We start from the raw sequence: 19,327 nt of genomic DNA on the forward strand, positions 1-19,327 counted from the left end.
TATAATGGCTTGATTACGATAGTATCTGCCTTGAAAAAACCGCAATCCATTGTCCTAGTCGCTGTACGCATAATCAGAACGCATCAGCAGGAGAGGGCGGCAGGATGATCGTCGGACGCCATTATCAAAATGCCTATGTGACCCGAAATATCGACCAGGCCGTGGCAGAGTTTAAGGAGCGGGCCGACATCCGCCAGCTCCTCGAAGCCGAAATCTCCGTCACTCTCTGGACACCCCATGGCGAAGGCATCGGCACGCAGAAGCTCGCCTTCCTCTGGATCGGCGACATGCAAATCGAGTTGATCCAACCGGGGCAGGGCGACGTCCTCGCCCTCTATCGCGACGCTCTGCCAGCCGACGACCGGCTGCGCTTCCATCATGTCTGCCACCGCGTCGATGATTGGAACGCTTTCCTGGCGCAGGTCGACCGGCAGCCCTTTCCCGTTGCGTTGAAAGGCGGAACGCCGGGCATGCTCCAGTTCCTCTATCTCGATACCCGCAAGTGGCTCGGCCACTATAGTGAATATGTCTGGATGGCCCCCGAACGCTGGGCCGCCATGGGAGGACGCACCGCATGATCAGCCTGGCCCGCTTCGGCACCCGCGACCTCGATCGCGCCAAGAGTTTCTACGACGAACTGGCCGCCCTGTTGGGGGCCGTCCGCGCCTTCGACCGCCCGGACGTCGTGGCCTACAAAACCCCCGACAGCGGCATGCTCCTCATCGGCAAGCCTTTCGCGGGCGACGCATCGCCCGGCAACGGCAACCAGGTCGGCATCCAGGCCGCCAGCCGCGCAACGGTCGATGCCGTCCATGCCAGGGCAATGGCCCTTGGCGGCCAGTGCGAAGGCAAGCCCGGCATTAGGGGCGATGACCCCAATGGCTTCTATGGTGCCTATTTCCGCGACCTCGACGGCAACAAGCTCGTCATCTTCTGCTACGGGCCACCCGACACCTGATCCACTCATAAGCCAGCACTCAACCCGCGACGATCAGGCCGGAATCGCGACAGCGATATATAAACACCCCTGTTGGTTAAGGGCTTCGCGCCACAGTCTAATCGGGCATAACGCGACTCACAAAAGGACAATGATGACCACGCCGTTCCCGGCCTTAGATCGGGTGAGGCGCCAAATTGGGGAGGATTTTCGGATGCGGAAGACAGCCTATTATAGTATGAGCGCCAGCCTGGCGGTTCTCACCCTGGCGATGCCGGCCATCGCGCAGGAAGCACCGCAGGAAAATGGCTTCGATGCGCCCACCATCATCGTGGAAGCACGCCGTCGCGGCGAGGATGTTCAGGACGTTCCCGCCGTCGTCAACGCCGTGACCGCCCAGTCCATCGACAATCTCAACTTCCGCGAATTCACCGAAGTCAAATCGCTGGCACCCGGCCTTGAACTGACCTCCAACCCCAACGGTATCGGCGGCAATGCCCGCCTGCGCGGCGTCAATTTCGACGCCAGTGCGTCCGGCAACAACGGCACGGTCGAATTCTACTTCAATGACGCGCCAATCTCGCCGGGCGTGGTCATTCAGCAGATGTACGACATCGGCCAGATCGAAGTGCAGCGCGGGCCGCAGGGCACCTTGCGCGGTCGCGCTTCGCCGTCCGGCTCGATCACCATCACGACGCGCAAGCCTGATCTCAACCAGTTTGGCGGCTATGCGGACTGGACCGCCAATGATATCGGCACCCTTAACTTCAAGGGCGCGCTGAACATCCCCGTCATCGAAGGCATTGCGGGCATCCGCGTGTCGGGCGTGTGGGACGAAAATGAAGTCGATCGCGTCCGTCCGCTGGTGCGCAGCGCCGGCGCGCCGGACCCGCATTCGCGGACCAAGAGCTATCGTGTCGTCGGTCTCATCGAACCGGCGGATTGGATCAGGCTGGAAGGCACCTATCAATATATGGACCGCGACGCGCGGACCTATGATCAGTCGATTTCCTTTAGCGAAGCCAATCCGGCGGCCGCGCCCAGCCCGGTGCTGATCACGGCGAAGGATCGCTTGTCGATCCAGGAACAGCCACGCATCATCAATCAGCGGTTCGATATCTTCAACTGGCGCGCCGAACTCGCCCAGTGGGGTCAGCGGCTGATCTATCAGGGCCAGTACAGCAAGCAGGAATATCTATCGACGGAAAATCTGGACCGCGGCAATTTCTTCATCGGTCGCGACATCAACCAGCTCACCGACACGATCGCCAAGGGGACGTCGCATGAAATCCGGCTCCAGAATGAGGAGCGCGTTCTTGGCATATTCGACTATGTGATCGGCTTCTTTGACAGCAAGCTCGATTCGCCGACGGCCCTTAGCCAGCTGACGCCCGTGCGTCTTCCCACGGCGTTCGGGGGCGGGATTGCGTCGATCGTGACGACCAACATTTTGCGCGCCAACGACACGCATGAACAATCCTTCTTCGGCAACCTGACCGCCCAGATCGGCGACAAGACGGAAATCTCCGGAGGCCTGCGCCAGATCAAATATGACTCGCTCAGTCAGTTGGGCGTCAATGGCAACGTCATCGCCAACGATACCCAGGATCTCAAAAAGCTCATCTACAGCGCGTCGGTGAAGCATAATTTCTCTCCCGACTTTCTGGTCTATGCCGCCACCGGCAGCTCGATGCGGCCTGGTCTCAACGTCGTGGGCGACTTCAACATCGTGAAGTCGGCGCTGGAAAACAGCTTCCTCAACCTGCCGCCTGAAACCTCCAAATCCTATGAGTTGGGCTTCAAAAGCACCCTGATGGGTGGCCGGGCACGTTTCAACATGACCGCCTACCATCAGACCTACAAGAATTTCCCGTTCCGCGTCCCCAATAATGGCGTCTATTATGTGAACACCGTCGCCGTCCGCAATGGTGCGGGCCAGGTCACCGGGACGGCGCAGCAGGTCGCATCCTTCAACTTCGTCGGTGCCGTGCCGGTCGAAGTGAACGGCATCGAAAGCGAACTGAGCGTCGATGTCACGCGTAACCTTACCCTCGGCCTGACCGCCAGCTATTCGCTGGGGAAGATCAAGAATGGCAACATCCCTTGCAATGATCTGAACGCTGACGGCATACCCGACCTGGTGACTGCGGCACCATCGCTTGCGGAACTGCAGGCGGCCGTCGGTGCGGACAATCTGTCCTCCTGCGCCGTATCGCAACGTTCGTCCTTCATGCCCCCGGTAACGGCGACCTTGCAGGGCGAATATCATGTCGCCGTTTCCAGCAAAGTCGATGGTTTCCTGCGCGGACTGGTCAATTATAACGGCAAGTCGCAAGGGGATCCGAGCAATAATTTTGATCAGGTCGGCGCCTATGCCCTTGCCAACCTTTATGCCGGCATCCGCGATCCCGATGGCGGTTGGGAAGTATCGCTCTTCGCCAAGAACCTGTTCGACACGACCAAGGTTCTGACCCGCACCACGCCATTGTTCACCAGCTATCAGCAGATCACCGGCTTCACCGCAACAGGTGCGACGACGGCGGCGCAGACCTTCACCAGCACCTACACCGGTGGCACGGTCACGCCGCCGCGCGAATTCGGCATCAACGTGCGTTTCTACTTCGGATCGCGCTGAGATTTTGCGGGGCGGTCCGAACCTTGGACAGGATCGGTCGGATCGCCCCCGCAGTCTCTGCGAAGGACGCGCATCACCGGCGCTGGCGATGACGGCCCTTGCCTAATGGACAACACTGATGTTGATTTATGCCTTCTTATCCCAGGCGAGCCAGCCGGGCGGTCGTTCGGATCGTTACGGCGGGCCGCCCGAACGACAAGAGAGGCATGCCGCATGACGCAAACGCGAACCAGACGCTCCCGCGATCCTGCAGCCACACGCGAAGTCATACTGGAAGCAGCGCGTGCGCTGCTGGCGAAGGACGGGCCGGAGGGGATCAGCCTGTCCGAAGTCGCAACGCTCGCCGGGGTCAATCGCGGGACCGCCTACCAGCATTTCGAAACCCGCGAGAAACTGATCGAGGCGACCGCGGAATGGGTGTCCGACCGCATGTTCCGCGCGGTATTCGGCGACCCTGAAACCATCGGTGAACGCCGCGTCGAGCAGGTCGATATTGCCGACACGACCGACCGCCTCGCCATCTTCGCGATGGAAAACCCGGAACTGTGCCGCATCTGGCTGCTCCAGCTATTGGCTTCGCCCGATCCGATGGCCGACCCCTTCTGGCGCGAATATGAAGGGTCGCTCCAGCGCTTTGCCGAAACCGATATGGCCGAAGACGGCATCGACGTCGAAGTGTTGTCGGTGATGATGCTGTCGGGTGCGTTTCTCTGGCCGGTCTGGGCGCAATCCCATGGTCGCCCGGACCAGGAGCGGCGCGATCTCGCCCGGCGTGTGGCGCAGGAATCGCTGCGCCTGTGCATGTATGGCTCGATGCGCGCCGATCGCTTCCCCGGCATCGCCGATCGCCTCCGCAAAGGACTGACACCAACGGCACCCTCTTCGTCTCCCAAAAAGGAATAGCCCCATGTTTTCAGCCATCATGATCGACAAGACCGACGACCAGCAGAGCGTCTCGCTCCAGCAGGTCGACGAAGCCCAATTGCCCGAAGGCGATGTCACGATCGACGTCGCCTATTCGACGCTCAATTATAAGGATGGCCTGGCCATCACCGGCAAGTCGCCGGTCGTCCGCAAATTCCCGATGGTCCCCGGCATCGACCTGGTCGGCACCGTGCGCACCTCCGATCATGCCGACTGGAAGCCGGGCGACAAGGTCGTGCTGAACGGCTGGGGCGTGGGCGAAGGCCATTGGGGCGGTCTGGCGCAGGTCGCCCGGCTGAAAGGCGACTGGCTGGTGCCATTGCCCGCCGCCTTCACCGGGGCGCAGGCGATGGCGATCGGCACGGCCGGCTATACCGCCGCACTTTGCGTCGAAGCGCTGGTCAAGGCTGGCGTCACTCCCGATCAGGGCGAAATCCTCGTCACCGGTGCCACCGGTGGTGTGGGTAGCGTCGCCGTTGCCCTGCTTAAAAAAGCAGGCTTCACCGTCATCGGTTCGACCGGCAAGGCGTCGGAAGCCGATTATCTGACGCAACTGGGCGCAGCCGGCGTCATCGACCGCGCTGAACTGTCCGAAAAGGGCAAGCCACTCCAGAAGGAGCGTTGGGCTGGCGTGGTGGACTCGGTCGGCAGCTTCACCCTCGCCAATGCCTGCGCCCAGACCCGCTATGGCGGCGCGGTTGCGGCCTGCGGCCTGGCACAGGGCGCGGACTTTCCCGCAACGGTCATGCCTTTCATCCTGCGCGGCGTGCGCCTGCTCGGCGTCGACAGCGTGATGGCGCCCAAGGCGCCACGCCTTGCGGCGTGGGAAAGGCTGGCGCGCGATCTCGACCCTGCTTTGCTGGACGTGATTGCCACCGAAATCAGCCTGTCCGAAGCCGTCACGGCGGCCACCGACCTGATGGATGGCAAGGTGCGCGGGCGCATCATCGTCGACGTGAACCGCTGACCCTTACCCCAAGGACGCATCATGACCGACCAGCCGCTTTCGATCGTCGCCGGCCCCCCGCTCAGTGAAGAGCCGGGGCTGGGGGCGCTGACCTTGAGCGGCTGGTTGCGCGAGGTCACGACGCGGTCCGGCCCGGCCGAAGCGCTGGTGATGTACGAAGGGGACAGCGTCACCCGCTGGACCTATGACGATCTGTGGACGCGCGCGAACGCAGTGGCGCGCGCGCTCATCGCCTGCGGCGTGGGCAAGGGGACGCGCGTCGGCATCCTGATGACCAACCGCCCGGAATTTTTGGCGGCGGCCTTCGGCACGGCGCTGGCGGGCGGCGTCGCCGCGACGCTCAGCACCTTTTCGACGCCTGCCGAACTGGACCATCTGCTCCAGTCGTCCGCCTGCCACGTCCTGCTGATGGAGCGCACCGTCCTCAAAAAGGACTTTGCCGCGATCCTGACCGATCTGGAACCGGGCATCTCGACGGCCAGCCCCGGTGCGCTCGCCTCACCCTATTTTCCCTTCCTCCGCCACATCGCCTCGCTCGGCGGTGGCGAGGGCATGATCGAACCGTGGGACCGCTTCCTGACGCGCGGCGATAGCATCGATCAGGCGCTGATCGATGCGACCGCCGCTACCGTCACGCCTGCCGACCCCGGCGTCCTCTTCTTCTCGTCCGGCTCGACCGCCAAGCCCAAGGGCATCCTCTCGATGCACCGCGGCGTCACGCTCCAGCTCTGGCGCTGGAAACGCTTTCTCGCCGCCAAAGAGGATGCCCGCGCCTGGTCGGCCAACGGCTTCTTCTGGTCGGGTAATTTCGCCATGGCGATCGGCGGCGCGCTCTCGTCGGGTGGCAGCCTGATCCTGCAAGCCACCTTCCAGCCCGAAGAAGCGCTGACCCTCATGGCGCGCGAACGGGCGACCATGGCCTTCGCTTGGCCCCACCAATGGGCACAACTGGAGGGGGCGGCGAACTGGAGCGATGTGGACCTGTCCGCGCTCCACTATGTCGGCCAGCATACCCCGCTCGGCCGCCATCCCACCGTCAGCACGGACTGGCAGGAACCGATGGCCGCCTATGGCAATACCGAAACCTTCACCATCAGCACCATCTTCGATTCCGGCACGCCCGACGATCGGATCGCGGGCACCCATGGCATCCCCTTGCCCGGCAATATCTTCAAGATCCTCGATCCATTGACCGGCGCGGTCGTGCCCTTAGGCCAGCGCGGCGAGATCGCGGTCAAGGGACCGACGCTGATGCTGGGCTATATTGGCGTGCCATTGGACGAAAGCGTGGACGCCGACGGCTTCTTCCACACGGGCGATGGCGGCTGGTTCGATGCGGAAGGACGGCTCCATTGGGAAGGGCGCCTCAACGACATCATCAAGACCGGCGGCGCGAATGTCTCGCCGATCGAGATCGACACCGTCATCAAAAGCTGCCCCGGCGTAAAGGTCACCCAGACCGTCGGCGTGCCCCATGAAACCTTGGGTGAACTGGTCGTCACCTGCATCGTCCCCCATGTCGGCGCACCGCTGGACGAAGACGCCATCCGCACCTACGCCAAGGCGCAACTCGCCAGCTATAAAGTGCCCCGTCGCGTCCTCTTCTTCAGCGAAGACGACCTCTCGCTGACCGGCAGCGCCAAGATCAAGACGGCGGATTTGAAAGCGCTGGTGGTCAAACAGCTCTCCACCGAACCGGCATGAGCGACGACGCGGAGCAGTCGCTGGCGATCGCCAATCTCAAGGCCCGCTACTGCGCCACCGCCGATCTCGCCGCCAGCGACCCGGATCAGGCCCGCGCCACCTTCGCGACCATCTTCGCGCAGGATTTCGTCGGCGACTATGGCATGGGGCGGTTGATCGGCGCGCAGGCGATCACCGATTTCCTCTGCACCGCCATTGCGGGCAACAGCGCGTGGCTGCTGCACATGCTCCATTCGCCACGAATCCTGATCGACGGCGATTGCGCCACCGGCGACTGGACGGTCCTGGTTAAGCTCAAGCGCCGCAGTTCCGGCGCAATCGACACGGTGATGGGCCGCTACAGCGACGTCTTTCGCCGCACACCCCAGGGGTGGCGGATCGCGCAAGTGACCTTCACCCGCATGGACCAAGCATGAAGGACAAGAGGATCATGGCCCATCGTTTCAGCGGCAAGACCGTGTTGGTCACCGGATCGGCAGGCGGCCTCGGCCGCGACCATGCACTGGCCTTTGCAGGGGAGGGCGCGCATCTCATCCTCGCCGATATCAACGAATCGAGGCTGGCCGAAAGCCAGGCGCTGATCGAAGCGGGCGGCGGCAATGCGTCCGTCCACCGCGTCGACATGGGCCAGGAAGCCGACATTCAGGCGTTCGCCGCCACGATCCTGTCGACGCATGACCGGCTCGACGTCCTCATCAACAATGCAGGCCTGCATGCAGGCGAAATCGCGCGCGGATTCTTTGATCTCGGCATGGCCAAATGGCAGCATTTTTTCGCCGTCAACACCTTCGGCCCCCTGTTGCTGGCCGAAGCGCTGCGTCCCGCGCTGGCAAAAGCCAAGGGCGTCATCATCAACAAATGCTCGATGGCCAGCTATAATCCCGCCACCGCTTACGGCATCACCAAAGCGTCGCTCACCGTCTTCACCCACGCCATGGCCCAGCAGTTCGGCATCGACGACATTCGCTGCGTCGGCATCGCGCCGGGCCTCATGGAAACCGAAGCAGCGCTCCAAGGCGTCGATCCCGCCAATTGGGAGCGGCTCAAAGCCATGCAGTCGGTCAAGCGGCAGGGGACAGCAGCCGATATATCAAACCTGGCCCTGTTCCTCGCGTCGGAAGAAGGCAGTTTCGTCAACGGCCAGGTCATCTTGTGCGACGGCGGCAACCAGATGCGCGGGTTCCGCTTCTGATACCCGCCCGGTTGCCATTGCCCCGGCGATCAATCGATCAGGCTCGCCCAATCCTCTGGCGCACCGTTGCCGTCCATGCTGAATTGTCACCCGACAAGCGTTTGAGCGCGCGCAGCCAGAGGGCAGAGGAATGAGCCTGCATACCACCATCCACCTCCATAACGTCCCGGCCGGGCGGGAAGGCGACTATGCCGCCTGGTTCGACGGCCCGCATCGCGACGACCTCGCCCGCCTGCGCGGCTTCCGCAGCGCCGACCGCTATGCCATCACGCCGCAGCAGATCATGCACGACATCCCCCAGCCATGGCGATTTCTGACCGTCTACGAGCATGACACCGCCACCCCGGAAATCGACCTGCCCGCGCTCGCCCCTCTCCTGGCCCAGGCACGCGACGCCGGGCTGATCGACGATAGCGACGAAAGCGAACGCATTCACAGCTATGCCATGTATGCCGACTGGGCCTTCAGCCCCAACCACCGGGCCGATCAGCCCTTTTCGGGCGTCAGCATCATCCTCGCCAATTTCGTCGCCGGGCGCGAAGCCGAATATCATCACTGGTATGACACGGTGCATTCCCCTGAAGTGACCCGCGTCCCCGGCAAGGTCGGCATGAAGCGCGGCCGCCTGTCGCCGGTGCAACTCGAACCCAAACGCTATTGCCCCGGCAGCGACCTGGTTATCTGCGCGCAGCAGACCGACGATCTGCTCTTTACCGTCAAGGATTTCAGCGCCCGCGCCCGCGGCGTCAGCCCCAGCGGCGTCGCCTTCGCCCCGCGCTCCGCCTCCGGCTCGGTCGCGCGCACGGTCCATTATTTCGGCAAAGTCAGCGGCCCGGCCTTTTGGCCCGGCGGCATCGCTTATGATGGCGACCTCTCGGTCTACCCCGCCGATTTCGCGCGGCCCGCTGCCGCCGCCTGAACAGCTATCGCGCGCGCGATGGCCGTCCCCCTTGCCGTGCGCGCGCCAGTGCGGAATGGGATGAAGCAACAAGAGATGAAGGATGGAGCAGGACATGGGCAAGACGATCATCATCACCGGCGCGGGCGACGGCCTCGGTCGCGCCCTGGCGCGGCGCTTTGCGCGTGACGGCGAAACCGTCATCCTGCTCGGCCGCACCTTGTCGAAGCTGGAAGCCGTGGCAGCCGAACTGGGCGAGGGGCATTTGGCCCTGCAATGCGATGTCGGCGATCCCGACTCCGTTCGCGCCGCCTTCGCGCAGATCGCCACGCGCCATCCCAAAGTGGACGTCCTCATCAACAACGCCGCCATCTATGAGCCGTTCACCCTCGCCGAGGTGCGCGACGACCAGATTCAGTCGTCCCTCGCCATCAATGTCGCCGGGCCGATCTATTGCGCCCGTGAAGCGCTGCCGCTGCTGCGGGGTGGCGGGCATATCATCAACGTCAGCAGCGAATCCGTCGCGATCAAGATGGCGATGCTCTGGCTCTATGCCGGGGGCAAGGCAGGGCTGGAATTGATGTCGGACATGTGGGGACGGGAACTGGCGGCCGACGATGTGCGCGTCACCGTGGTCCAGGCCGGGCAGATGATGGACGAAACCAAGACCGGCACCAACTGGCCGATGGATGTCGCCATGCGCTTCATGCAGGACAATGCCAAGATCGGCCTCAACCCGCGCGAGCGGCCCATCACCCATTATGATTCCGTCACCGACGCCTTCCGCGCCGTCATCGACATGCCCGCCGACCTGCACATCAGCACGGTCGCGTTGACGGCGCGCCGCCGCTGATCGCCCTATCCCGCATATCGACAGAAAGACCCTAGCCATGGCCACTCTCCCCGACGCCAAACTCACCATCGACGGCGTGCTGCGCGACGCGCAGGGCGGCAAGACCTTCGACGTCATCAGCCCCTGGACCGGCCAGCCGGTCGGCAAGGCCGCCGATGCTTCGGCCGCCGATGTGGATGAAGCCATCGCCGCCGCGCGCCACGCCTTCGACACGACCGACTGGTCCACCAATGTCGAAAAGCGCGTCGACCTGGTCACCAAATTGCGTGCCCTGTTCGAAGCGAACCGCGAACGCCTGTCCGACCTCGCGCGCGACGAAGCCGGTGCCGCGATGGGCGCGGTCGGCCGCGCCCATGTGGACATGGCGCTCGACGGCTGGGACGATTATCTGCGCCTCTTTCCGCAATTGAAATGGGACAAGGATTATGGCGGCCGCACCGGCTATGACTTCGAAACGCAGCGCAAGGCGGTCTATGAACCGGTCGGCGTCGTCGGCGCCATCACGCCCTGGAACGTCCCGCTTTATGTGAATGTGGGCAAGGTCGTCGCCGCGCTGCTCGCCGGTTGCACCGTCATCCTCAAACCCGCGCCCAACACGCCGGGCATGGGCGCAATCTTCGGCGAACTGGCCCAGGAAGCGGGCTTCCCCGCCGGTGTACTCAACGTCATCTTCGGCAGCGATCCTGCTCTCGCCGGGGAGATGCTGGTGACCGATCCGCGCGTCGATCTCATCTCCTTCACCGGCTCTACCAATGTCGGCAAGCGCATCATGGAACAGGGCGCGGCCACATTGAAGCGCGTCTTCCTCGAACTGGGCGGCAAGTCCGCCAAGATCATATTGGAGGACAGCGCCAATTTCGCGATGGACGTCGCCCAGTCGATGCTGGTGTTCCACGCCGGCCAAGGCTGCGCCGTCCATTCGCGCCTGCTCGTCCCGCGCAGCCGCTATGAGGAAGCCAAAGCGGTCCTCAAACATGCCTATGCCAGCTTCGGCGACAATTGGGGCGACTATGATAATCCCGCGCATATCATGGGACCGGTCGTGTCGCAGCGGCAGATGGAACGGGTCTTGTCCTATATCGATATCGGCCAGGCCGAAGGCGCGACACTGCTGGCGGGTGGCAAGGCACGGCCCGACAAGGGCAGCGGCTATTTCATCGAGCCCACCTGCTTTGTCGATGTCACCAACGACATGCGCATCGCCCAGGAAGAAATTTTCGGCCCCGTGCTGGTCGTCATCCCGTTCGAGGATGATGACGACGCCGTCCGCATCGCCAATGAAAGCGACTATGGCCTGTGCGGCGGGGTCTATTCGGCCGATCTCGATCGCGCCATTGCGGTGGCGAGGCGGATACGCACCGGCTCCGTCAGCGTGAATGGCGGCATGTGCATTGCCGGGGACTTGCCTTTTGGCGGTTACAAGGCCAGTGGAATCGGCCGCGAATGGGGTCTTGAGGGAATCGAGGAATTTCTCGAAACCAAATTGATCGCATGGCGCGCATGACAGGATAGCAAGGATCGGCTCTTGAGCGCAAAGGCGGACATGAAGGCAGGGCAGGGGGCAGGCAAATCGCCGCGCTCGCGCCCGTCCGCCGCGACCAAGACGCTCAGCCATAATCTCAACGGACAACGGTTGGGGCGCAAGGGGCGGGACACGCGCGACCGCATCCTTGCCGCCACCAACGAATTGCTCGCTGGCCCCGCCGATATCGAACTGTCGCTTAGCGCCGTCGCGCGTCAGGCGTCGCTTGGCATGACGTCGCTCTACAATTATTTCAACGACCTGACCGAATTGCTCCTGGCCGTGCTGGAACCGGTGATGGCGACCGCCGAAGAGGCATATGTCGGCCTGCTCCGCACGCGCTGGGACGATGCTTCGCTGGGTGAGCATAGTCTGGCGCTGGTGACGGCCTATCATGGCTTCTGGGTCAAAAATTCCCGCTTGCTCCATCTGCGCAACCGCATGGCCGACGCGCAGAATGAACGGATGATGCTGCATCGTATCAACGCAGCCCTGCCGGTCATGCGCCTGATGGTCGAACAGATGGATGGCGACCTTAGCAAACCGCAATCGCCCGTGTTCAGCATGGCGACGGCGCTGATGACCGGGCTTGAACGTATCGTGACCGTCACGACCGATACGACGTTGCAAAATGCGCTCCACGCGCCCAATCCCCTGGGCCGCACGCATTTGCTGCGGGCGGAGGCGCGACTGCTGGAACTGGGCATCCGCGACTATCGGATGCTCGCGGCATCAGGTGACTGAGGGCTTTCCCATCAATCTCATTGATGGAGGTTAAGGACCGACATTTGTTTGCGACTTTCCCGGTCGCGCGTCGTTGAAGGGGGTATCCGGTTGCCAATGGCGCCGGTTTTCATCTTTCAAGACGGGAACCATCATGTCCGACAACAGCCACGATATTTCGACCCTTAATGACCTGATCGCCACCACGATCGACAGCGCCGATGGCTATACCGAAGCCGCCAAGGACAGCGAAGGCGGTCGCTTCGTGACCCTCTTCACCAGCCGCGCCGCCGAACGCCGCGAAGTCGCTACGCGGCTCCAGCAGGAAGTGACCCGCCTGGGCGGCAATCCTGAAGACGACGGCACCGTCCTTGCAGGCGCACATCGCATGTTCCTCAACCTCAAGTCGATGATGACGGGCCAGGACGACAAGGCGATCGTCAACGAAGTCGAAGCCGGCGAAGATCATATCAAGGCCAAGTTCGAAGACGCGCTGGGCGACACCAAGCTTTCGCCCGCCGTCCGCAGCGTGATCGAAGGCTGCTATAGCTCGGTTAAGGCAGGCCATGACGAAATGCGCGACATCAAGCATTCGATGCAGCACTAAGAAAAACGTATCGGCGGGGGCAACCCCGCCGATTTTTCGTCCGAACGGGTTACTCGGAACCTATGACCCGCGCCGCATTCACCTCCGCCATGGTAGGCATGCGCGACAGGCTGATCGTATCGCTCTCACGCGCGATCAATTCCGCCTTCTCGAAGGCGGCCAGCCAGCCTTCCATCGGCCATATCCCCCATTTCTGGCGAAACAGCCGCGCATTACGCACGATATCGCCCAGATGCTGCAGCGGCGGGTCGATCACATCATGATATTGATGAAACGCGCCCGTGCCCCCCAGGAATAGCAGGGGCAAGCCTGCCTCCCGCGCGCGGAAACCGAAATCGGTATCTTCCGCGCCATAGCCGGTAAACGCCTCATCGAACCCGCCCAGTTCGACGAACCGCTCGCGTCGAATGCCAAAGATCAACGACCAGAATAGCCCGGCATTATGTTCTTCGCGCAAGCCCGCCGCGGGAAAAGGACGAACCGGGTGCGGCTTCGCGCATTGCATCAAAGCCGCCTCGTCCCACGCGCCGCGCGCATCCCTGGGACCAAGATAGAGCGCTTCGGCACAGATCAGCGCATCCTGCTCCGTCAACGCTTGCGCCATCGCCGCCGTCAGGCCCTGCATCGGAATGCAATCAACATCCAGAAACAACAGCATGTTGCCCCGCGCAGCCTGCGCCGCCGCATTGCGCGCCGCCGCGAGCGGCAGGCCCGGCTGATCGAGCCGCACGATATGCACGGGAAAGTCCATCGCCTCCACCGCGACGGGCGGATCGCTGCCCATATCCACGATCACCAGTTCGTCGGGCTGTTCCTCGCTCCGCCGCAACCCTTCGATCAATTGCGCCAGATGCCCCGGCCGGTTCTTGACGATCGTCAGGACGCTCATCGTCATGCCGACATGCGCCACAGATCGAGCCGATATTGGTCGCGGCGTTCCGCTGTGACGACCTCTATCGGTGCCGGCATTGCTGCACGAAATTTCTCCACCGCCTCGTCACCGCTTTGCGGATAGTCCGTTTCGCCCGTCCAATGGACCAGCAGTAGGTCGCCACCCGGTGCGCCATGGCTGCCCGCCCATTCGGCCGCGCGCCGGATATCCGCATCATCCCAATAATAAATGACTTCGGACAGGATGATCAGATCGAACGCCCCCCCCAGCGGCACTTGCGCGGGAAAGGTCATCCGGTTGAAGGAGACATGATCGAATACGGCACAACGCTCGCGCGCGCCGCCGAGCGCCGTTTCGCTGACATCGATCGCGACCAATGCCCGGCAATGCTCGGCCAATTGTCGCGTCAACATGCCCTTGGCGCAGCCAATCTCGAACCCCAATTCATAGCGACGATCGCCCAGCGCCGCGATGCTATGGGCATATTTCGCCTGCTCATAAGCGCTGGTTTCCAGCGACCAGGGATCTTGCGTCCCTTGGAACATCTGCTCGAAATATTGGGGATCAAGGCTGCTAACATGCCGTGTCATGGCCGTCTCCGCACATAGAGTATATCGCGCGCGCCCATGCGGCGCTGTTCGGGCGACAGGCGAAAGCCGGGGCCATGCGCGGCGGTCAATTGGCTGCGATGCGCCGCCAGCGCCAAGCGCCGCTGTCCCGCCGCCATCGGCGCCGTATGGATCGCGCGCCGCATCTTCTGATCAGGCCTGTCAGCCCAGACCAGATATTCCGCCACCACCAGACGGCGCATCGCCCGCCCATGCACCGCATAGGCCAGCGCAGCCGCAGCTTCATGGTCGCAATGCGGCTCATGCCCGGCCGTGACTGCCAATGCATCGACCCGCCAACGCCTGCACAACGCTGCCAGATAACGCGCCGTCCGCTCGAACAGTGGATCGCCGGGACGTGCCGGGGCCGCATCCTTCCAGTCCAGATGCACGGGCCGCTGCGCCCGTCCACCCGCCAGTCGCTGCACTGCCCTGGTCGCCTCGCGCCGCCGGGCCGCCGCCAGCCGTTGCGCCGCGCCATGCGACCCCGCGCCATCGGTTAGATAGACTAGGCCCGCCAACCGCCCGGCCTTGGCCGTCTGCGCGATCAGCGCGCCCGCGCCCAACGTCTCGTCATCGGGATGCGGTGCCAACACCAGCCAGCGCAGGTCGCGCCACTGACGCGAGGACAGCGCAGCCGTCACCACAACAGATCCTCCGCGCCCCAGGCATCATGATCCAGCCAGGCAAGCGCCGCCTGATCCCGCGCATAATCGGGACCACCTTGGCGCAGATAGAGGCTTAAGTCGCGGCTGATCTTGTCGATCCGCTGCCCGTCCATCGCGCTGCGCGTGCCCACGATCCGCGCCGCAAGTTCCATGACATCCAGCGCCGCCCGCTCCACCACGCCGCGCGTCATCCGCGCAAAGGCCGGGCCATCGGTATCGTCCCGCGCCGCGCGCAGCGCCGCTTCGCGCACCCACAGATAGGCGGTGCGCGTGGCCGCCACCGCATCGGCGAATTTCGCGCGCTGCACCGGGTCGCCCCGCGCTGCCTCCGACATCGCCTTGCGCGTCTCGATCAGCAGCGCTTCGATGCCGCCCAGTTGCACCGCGGTAAGCCGCCACGCCCCGGTGGTGAACAGCGGCTCGCGATCATAATCGCCCGACCCGCCCAACATGTCTTCCGGCGCAACCATCATCCCGGTCAGATCATACAGCCCGCTGCCCGTCGCGCGCATCCCCCGCACCCGCCATTGCGACAAATCAGCCCGCGCCGCATCGTCCGCTGCAACCACGACCAATTGCCGCGCGCCGTCCTCCGGCTGCACAGTGATTATCGCATGCGCCAGCCCGCCCGCGCCCGTGGCGAAGGACTTGGCCCCTTGCAGCGTCCGACCCACCATCTGCACACCCGGCGGCGGCTCGGTCGCCCACATGCCATAAAAGGCCCCCGCATCCAGCCTCTGCCCAAGACTATGGTGTTGCGCGCCCGTCGCGAAATGATCGAACAGGATCATCGCATTGACATGCCCTTCATACAGCCGCCCAACGCTCAGGTCCGCGCGACCGATAACCCGCAGGACATCGAACAGGCATAGATGCCATGCGTCCTCGTCGCCGCCAAAATCAAGCCCGCCACTTGCGACCGGCGCAAAGCAGCGATGCAGGCCCGCCGCCGCCAGACATTGCATACTGTCGATCGGAAAGACCGGCGCGGCGTCATAGCGCGCCCCCAATTCCATCAGCCTCGGCGCAACAGCCGCAGCCCGCGCCGTCGGATGCGCGTCGTCCGCGATAGGGGAGGGCGCTACGCTCATGCCGCTGCCGCCTGTTCGCTAAGCCAGATCGCCGCCGTTCGCGCGCCTTGCGGATCGTGCAACCGCTTCCTCGCTTCCGGGGACAGTGCCTTCGCCTGCGCCAACAAGGACGGCCATGCCGCAGCCTCCGGCCAATCCTGCAGCACCACCGCCGCGCCCAGACGCGCCAGCCCGCTCGCCGTGGCCTGCTGCTCACCAAAGGGCCGCGCTTCGGGCAAGCAGATGAACGGCCGATCCGCGACCAATACCGCGCCGACCAGTCCTTCACCCGCTCCGCCGATCACCACATTGGCCGCCGCGATCTCCCGCGCCGCATCCTCAACCCAACCCGCAATATCCAGATTCGCCGGGCGATCGCCGACCGCCGACACCGACCCGATCACCCGCCATTGCAGATCCGGGCAAGCCCGCGCTGCCTCCGCCAATCGCGCGCCATCGCCCGACGCACCACCGCGCCCGATCACCACCAATATCCGGCCCGACGGCGGCACGTCTCCCGCTACGGCCGTCGTAATACCCGGCAGATAGCGCGTCCGCTCGCGCACCCAGGTCGGCGTCGACTCCAACTCCAGATCGGCATGAAAGGGGGCCAACAACCCCGCTGCCCCCCGAAAAGCCTCCAGATGCGGCGCATCGCTGCGCGCACCATTCAACCGGACACAGATGGTCGGTACCGATGCCAGCCGCGCCAGCATGGCCATTTCCACCGACACATCCACGACCATCAGCGCGGGCCGTTCCGTCGCGATCCATTGCGCCACCCGCGCCACGCGCAACCGCACGCCTTCATGGTCGATGGGCGCATAATGGAGCGCTGCGGGCCGCCTTTCGCTGCCATCCACGCCATTGAACAGGCCCGACAACGGCCGATCGTCGGGCAAATCGATCCCGGCCTCGCCAACCCCGGTCCCCAGCAATATGATCGGCCAGTCGCTCGCGGCGGCAATCGCCCGCGCGCGTGCCCTGTGTCCCGCACCATGATGATGGACATAATAGCCGATCGGTCGCCGCGTCATGTGCTGATCTCCAGCGGCATATCATGCGGCATCGGCGGCAACAACGGCTCGCGTCGCGCAATCAGCGCATGGCCATCCAACCGCGCGCGCAACCGCTTGCGCCATAGCGCTCGCTCGCGCCAATGGTGGAAGGCGGGGGCCATCGGCCGACTTCCATCCTCTGCGTCCCGGTAAAGCTGCTGCATGGCACTCGCCATGCCACCTTCCGCTCGCCCCTCCAGTCGCGGTGATACGGATATACGCACATCAGCCGGATGGGCGAGCCGCGCGCCACGCGCCAATGCCGCCGTCACCAACGCCCGATCCTCGCCCGTCGCGAGCAACGGTACGCCACCACAGGCCTGATAAGCAGAGGCCCGGATCGCCAGTGAAGCCCCCGTATGATCGCCATGGCGCGGCGCAATATCCCAGGGCAGGGGATCGATCGCATCCTCTATCGCGCGCACCGCCGCCCAATAGGCATCCCATGCCGAACGCAGCGCCGAAACGGCCGGGGGCAGGGGTTCCTGGCTATCGATATCGATCCGTCCACCCACCATATCCGCACCCCGGTCCACAGCCTTGGCGATATTGCGCAGCCAATCGACCGGCGGCCGACTATCGGCGTCGGTACTGACCAGCACGCCATCTCCGGCCATCGCAATCCGCGACAGCCCCGCATCCATCGCCAACTTTCGCGCCGATCCGGCATGCGCCAGCTCCGGCGCGAAATCGGCAACGACCACCGCAATATCCAGCCGCGCGCCATATCGCCGTTGCGCCCTGCCGATCACGTCCAGACTGTCGTCACTCGTATTGTTGACGCCGATCGACACCATCACCGGATCCAGCCAGTCCTGCGCCGCCAGAGCGCCGAGCAGCACCGGTAACCGTTCGGCCTCGTTCCGTGCCGGCACACAGACGCAAAAATTGATCGCCGGCTCAACCATGCAGCATCGCACGCAAGGATTCCGGCGAGCATGGCGGCACCAGATGCATGGCCGCCCGCCCATCGCGCGGCACCGGCCTGCCCAAGTCGATCTGCTGCTGATAGAGCGCCTCATAGCTTTTCACCATGCGGTTGGCGTCGCACATCTGCTCCGCCCGCGCGCGACAGGCCCGCCGATCCAGCGCCAGCGCCGCGCGCCCCGCCTGCGCCAGCGACCCGACATCATCAGGCGCAGCCAGAACTCCACAACTGGAATCAAGAATTTCCGGTATCGCGCCCCGCGCAAAAGCAGCCACCGGCACGCCGCAGGCCAATGCCTCGGCCACGACCAGCCCATAGGGCTCGTCCCATAAAGGCGTACACAGAAACGCGCTGGCCCCAGCCACCAACTGCGCCAATTCGCTATGTGCCAGATGCCCGACATGGATGATGTCCGCGCCTAACGTAGGCGCTATCACCGTCCGATAATAATCCTCATCCAACACCGGCCCCGCTATGCGCAACGGCAAGCCGATAAGGCGCGCCGCCTCGATTGCCAGGTGCAACCCCTTTTCCGGGACGATGCGGCCATACCAGACCAGATAGGGCGCGCTGTCGGCCTGCGCGCGAAAGACGAATTTCCGCAAGTCGATCCCGTTGAGGATCACGGCATCGGCGGGCGCGACATGGCTCCACTGCGCCGCGACCGACTGCGATACCGCAACCAGCGCATGATTGGGCGCTTCGCACAGCCGAATACCGCTTTCCAGCCAGCAGAAGGGCGGCGTGTGCAGTGTCGTGACCATCGGCATCGGCAGACTGTCAGCCATGGTCAGCGGCAGATAATGGAGCGCATTATTGTGAATGATGTCGAAATCCCGGTTCCGCAAACCGGTCATCAGGCTGAGATACGCATGGTGCTCGCGAAAAAAGGCGATGTCGCTCGCTTCCGTCGTCCCGACCGACGTTATCGCCGTCTCCGTACAGATCGCCTCCAGCCCCAGTTCCGGCTCGGACCTGGATGACGCAAAGACGGTCACGGCATGACCGCGATCCCGCAGCGACCGGGCCAGAAGATGCGTATGCATCTCCAAACCGCCTGCGAACGGTTCCGCAATAGGATGCTTGAGATGGGCGATAATGCCAATCCGCATCAACGATATCCTTTGGACAAGAAGAGGGC

20 protein-coding genes are annotated in these 19,327 nt (G+C 63.8%); 13 read left to right on the top strand and 7 right to left on the bottom strand.

Features of this window, described 5'->3' with window-relative positions; translation table 11 throughout:
• The first annotated feature begins 104 nt into the window (after positions 1 to 104).
• The 13 genes from OVY48_RS03845 to OVY48_RS03905 all read left to right on the top strand — a co-directional run bounded on the left by OVY48_RS03845 (position 105) and on the right by OVY48_RS03905 (position 12,962).
• Entirely contained in the window at positions 105 to 578 is a 474-nt protein-coding gene (locus OVY48_RS03845) for a VOC family protein (RefSeq protein WP_313921874.1), read from the top strand.
• A complete protein-coding gene (locus tag OVY48_RS03850; protein WP_037480419.1) occupies positions 575 to 958 on the top strand; it encodes a VOC family protein in 384 nt (127 codons plus the stop codon). The genes OVY48_RS03845 and OVY48_RS03850 overlap by 4 nt, the downstream gene beginning before the upstream one ends.
• Before the next feature lie 193 nt (positions 959 to 1,151).
• Entirely contained in the window at positions 1,152 to 3,572 is a 2,421-nt protein-coding gene (locus OVY48_RS03855) for a TonB-dependent receptor (RefSeq protein ID WP_037480416.1), read from the top strand.
• Between the two features lie 213 nt (positions 3,573 to 3,785).
• A complete protein-coding gene (locus OVY48_RS03860) occupies positions 3,786 to 4,475 on the top strand; it encodes a TetR/AcrR family transcriptional regulator (protein WP_037480413.1) in 690 nt (229 codons plus the stop codon).
• A 4-nt stretch (positions 4,476 to 4,479) separates the two neighbouring features.
• Entirely contained in the window at positions 4,480 to 5,463 is a 984-nt protein-coding gene (locus OVY48_RS03865) for an MDR family oxidoreductase (protein WP_037480402.1), read from the top strand.
• 21 nt (positions 5,464 to 5,484) lie between these two features.
• Positions 5,485 to 7,167, top strand: coding sequence for a class I adenylate-forming enzyme family protein (locus OVY48_RS03870; protein WP_313921875.1), 1,683 nt, complete (start codon positions 5,485 to 5,487; stop codon positions 7,165 to 7,167).
• The gene (locus OVY48_RS03875) at positions 7,164 to 7,583 is read left to right on the top strand and encodes a nuclear transport factor 2 family protein (RefSeq protein ID WP_037473108.1); all 420 of its coding nucleotides are present in this window, start codon (positions 7,164 to 7,166) and stop codon (positions 7,581 to 7,583) included. Before OVY48_RS03870 ends, OVY48_RS03875 begins: the two co-directional genes overlap by 4 nt.
• Entirely contained in the window at positions 7,580 to 8,359 is a 780-nt protein-coding gene (locus OVY48_RS03880; protein WP_313921876.1) for an SDR family oxidoreductase, read from the top strand. Before OVY48_RS03875 ends, OVY48_RS03880 begins: the two co-directional genes overlap by 4 nt.
• Before the next feature lie 130 nt (positions 8,360 to 8,489).
• Positions 8,490 to 9,278 (top strand): hypothetical protein, encoded by a 789-nt coding sequence (locus OVY48_RS03885; RefSeq protein ID WP_037473110.1) that lies wholly within the window; start codon positions 8,490 to 8,492, stop codon positions 9,276 to 9,278.
• A gap of 82 nt (positions 9,279 to 9,360) precedes the next feature.
• Complete coding sequence (locus OVY48_RS03890; RefSeq protein ID WP_237748768.1) at positions 9,361 to 10,110, top strand: SDR family oxidoreductase; 750 nt, start codon at positions 9,361 to 9,363, stop codon at positions 10,108 to 10,110.
• A 37-nt stretch (positions 10,111 to 10,147) separates the two neighbouring features.
• Entirely contained in the window at positions 10,148 to 11,614 is a 1,467-nt protein-coding gene (locus OVY48_RS03895) for an aldehyde dehydrogenase family protein (protein WP_313921877.1), read from the top strand.
• A gap of 21 nt (positions 11,615 to 11,635) precedes the next feature.
• The gene (locus tag OVY48_RS03900; protein WP_037473112.1) at positions 11,636 to 12,376 is read left to right on the top strand and encodes a TetR/AcrR family transcriptional regulator; all 741 of its coding nucleotides are present in this window, start codon (positions 11,636 to 11,638) and stop codon (positions 12,374 to 12,376) included.
• Between the two features lie 133 nt (positions 12,377 to 12,509).
• The gene (locus tag OVY48_RS03905) at positions 12,510 to 12,962 is read left to right on the top strand and encodes a PA2169 family four-helix-bundle protein (RefSeq protein ID WP_313921878.1); all 453 of its coding nucleotides are present in this window, start codon (positions 12,510 to 12,512) and stop codon (positions 12,960 to 12,962) included.
• Positions 12,963 to 13,011: 49 nt separating this feature from the next.
• On the opposite strand, the gene OVY48_RS03910 is transcribed toward OVY48_RS03905, so the two are convergent.
• The 7 genes from OVY48_RS03910 to OVY48_RS03940 are packed head-to-tail and all read right to left on the bottom strand — an operon-like array spanning position 13,012 to position 19,298.
• A complete protein-coding gene (locus OVY48_RS03910; protein ID WP_313921879.1) occupies positions 13,012 to 13,857 on the bottom strand; it encodes a glycosyltransferase family 2 protein in 846 nt (281 codons plus the stop codon).
• Positions 13,854 to 14,444 carry an SAM-dependent methyltransferase gene (locus OVY48_RS03915; RefSeq protein ID WP_313921880.1) on the bottom strand — a complete coding sequence of 197 codons (591 nt, stop codon included), beginning with the start codon at positions 14,442 to 14,444 and terminating at the stop codon, positions 13,854 to 13,856. Before OVY48_RS03915 ends, OVY48_RS03910 begins: the two co-directional genes overlap by 4 nt.
• A complete protein-coding gene (locus OVY48_RS03920) occupies positions 14,441 to 15,106 on the bottom strand; it encodes a PIG-L deacetylase family protein (RefSeq protein ID WP_237748925.1) in 666 nt (221 codons plus the stop codon). The genes OVY48_RS03915 and OVY48_RS03920 overlap by 4 nt, the downstream gene beginning before the upstream one ends.
• Positions 15,103 to 16,221: an acyl-CoA dehydrogenase family protein gene (locus tag OVY48_RS03925; protein ID WP_037477356.1), complete on the bottom strand. Its 1,119-nt coding sequence runs from the start codon at positions 16,219 to 16,221 to the stop codon at positions 15,103 to 15,105. The genes OVY48_RS03920 and OVY48_RS03925 overlap by 4 nt, the downstream gene beginning before the upstream one ends.
• Entirely contained in the window at positions 16,218 to 17,237 is a 1,020-nt protein-coding gene (locus tag OVY48_RS03930; RefSeq protein ID WP_037477358.1) for a glycosyl transferase, read from the bottom strand. Before OVY48_RS03930 ends, OVY48_RS03925 begins: the two co-directional genes overlap by 4 nt.
• Complete coding sequence (locus OVY48_RS03935) at positions 17,234 to 18,166, bottom strand: glycosyltransferase (RefSeq protein WP_037477361.1); 933 nt, start codon at positions 18,164 to 18,166, stop codon at positions 17,234 to 17,236. The genes OVY48_RS03930 and OVY48_RS03935 overlap by 4 nt, the downstream gene beginning before the upstream one ends.
• Positions 18,159 to 19,298, bottom strand: coding sequence for a glycosyltransferase family 4 protein (locus tag OVY48_RS03940; protein WP_052027740.1), 1,140 nt, complete (start codon positions 19,296 to 19,298; stop codon positions 18,159 to 18,161). The genes OVY48_RS03935 and OVY48_RS03940 overlap by 8 nt, the downstream gene beginning before the upstream one ends.
• Positions 19,299 to 19,327: the final 29 nt, after the last annotated feature.

It is taken from the genome of Sphingobium sp. SA2, assembly GCF_032227065.1.
Taxonomy (GTDB): domain Bacteria; phylum Pseudomonadota; class Alphaproteobacteria; order Sphingomonadales; family Sphingomonadaceae; genus Sphingobium.